This window comes from Sphingomonas sp. NPDC019816 (assembly GCF_050274375.1).
Lineage (GTDB): Bacteria > Pseudomonadota > Alphaproteobacteria > Sphingomonadales > Sphingomonadaceae > Sphingomonas.
This window is the reverse complement of sequence record NZ_JBNNOB010000274.1, coordinates 1-1,245: the sequence shown is the minus strand read 5'-3', so window position 1 is coordinate 1,245 and position 1,245 is coordinate 1. Positions and strand designations below refer to the sequence as shown.

Sequence of the window (1,245 nt, the reverse complement as noted above, 5' to 3'; positions counted from 1 at the left end):
CACGAAACTTAATATACTTTGCGGCAACGCTCAGGCTTTTGTTGACCATTTGTTCCGACTGCCGCTGTCCATATGACAAACCTTGAGGTGCCCCCAGGCTGGCTTGAAACGGTCAAACGTTTTACGTGTAGCGCGAATCGCTCCCGCTACTGTCAGGAACAGGGGATCAGTATGACGAACCGTTTGAAGGAGATGGGCGAAACCGCGTCATGGCGGTTGATGGTGAGCGCCGCGATCGAAGGCGTGAAGAAGGCCGGCTATGCAGCCAAGCGCCAGCCCGGCCGAGGGTTGAGCAACACTTGGGAGCTGACCAAGGACGGTGTTTCCAAGGTGGCGTCCGTGCGGACCACCCGTGATCGCTACATCGCTTTTCCGCCGCTGGATGGAGGCAAGCGCTGGAAGACGCTCGACACGGTGGACCTGGTGCTTGTGTCCGCGGTCGATGACCCTGCTAACCCGCAGAACGTGGACGTGTATCTCCTTCCCGCCGACGACGTGCGGAAGCGGTTTGACGCCAGCTATGCCGCGCGTACCGAAAACGGGCATACGGTCCGTGACAACTTCGGCATGTGGATCATGCTCGACCAGGGTGATGACACAATCGTCGGCCAGGTCGGTCACAGCCTTGCAGTCGATTATCCGACGATCGCCCGCTTCTCGATTGACGAGCTGGAGGGCCAGATCGCCCCGGCGACCGAGCAGGCGGTAGAGGAAGCGACCACCGTTTCCGACATTGAGGCCGATGAAGCGCAGGAGACGCCCGCTTTCACGACGGTCGGCGAGGTCCTTACATTCGCGCGAGCGGAGATCGCCCGCCTGTCGGGCATGTCGTCGGATGCCATTAAGCTGGATTTGAAGATCGAAGCGTGAGCGCGGGACGGGCGTGCCGCTCGTCCTGCGTGATGGAGGTGGGTTGGTAATGAGCAAACGCCCCGAGGTGCCCAAACGGTTGGCCTCACGCATCCGCGCTGCTCAGGAGCGGGTGCGGCAGAAGCGCCTTGCCGTTGCGGCTTCCGAACATACCCTCCGCCGCAGCCTTGAGCGGGTCGCTGAATACGAGCGGAGCCCGGAGGCGTTTGCCGCCCGCTATTACCGGGGGCATGACGCAGACAGTTATCCTGTTCAGACCACGATCGCGCGCGAGCGAGAGCGGATTGGACTTGCCCCGCTTAAGTGGAGAGGCATTTGCTCAGCGTGACGCGGTTCGTTCGAACTGCGCGGGGCTGATGTAGTCGAGCGCGGAGT

The 1,245-nt window shown here is 61.5% G+C and carries 1 protein-coding gene; it reads left to right on the top strand.

The window, feature by feature from the left end:
• Positions 1 to 171 precede the first annotated feature (171 nt).
• Positions 172 to 870, top strand: a complete 699-nt coding sequence (locus tag ACQKJZ_RS19375) for a hypothetical protein (RefSeq protein WP_427733339.1) — start codon at positions 172 to 174, stop codon at positions 868 to 870.
• The last annotated feature ends 375 nt before the right edge of the window (positions 871 to 1,245 follow it).

Coding starts and splice junctions, on each gene's coding strand:
- ACQKJZ_RS19375 (WP_427733339.1), top strand. CDS start 172: ATGACGAACCGTTTGAAGGAGATGGGCGAAACCGCGTCATGGCGGTTG.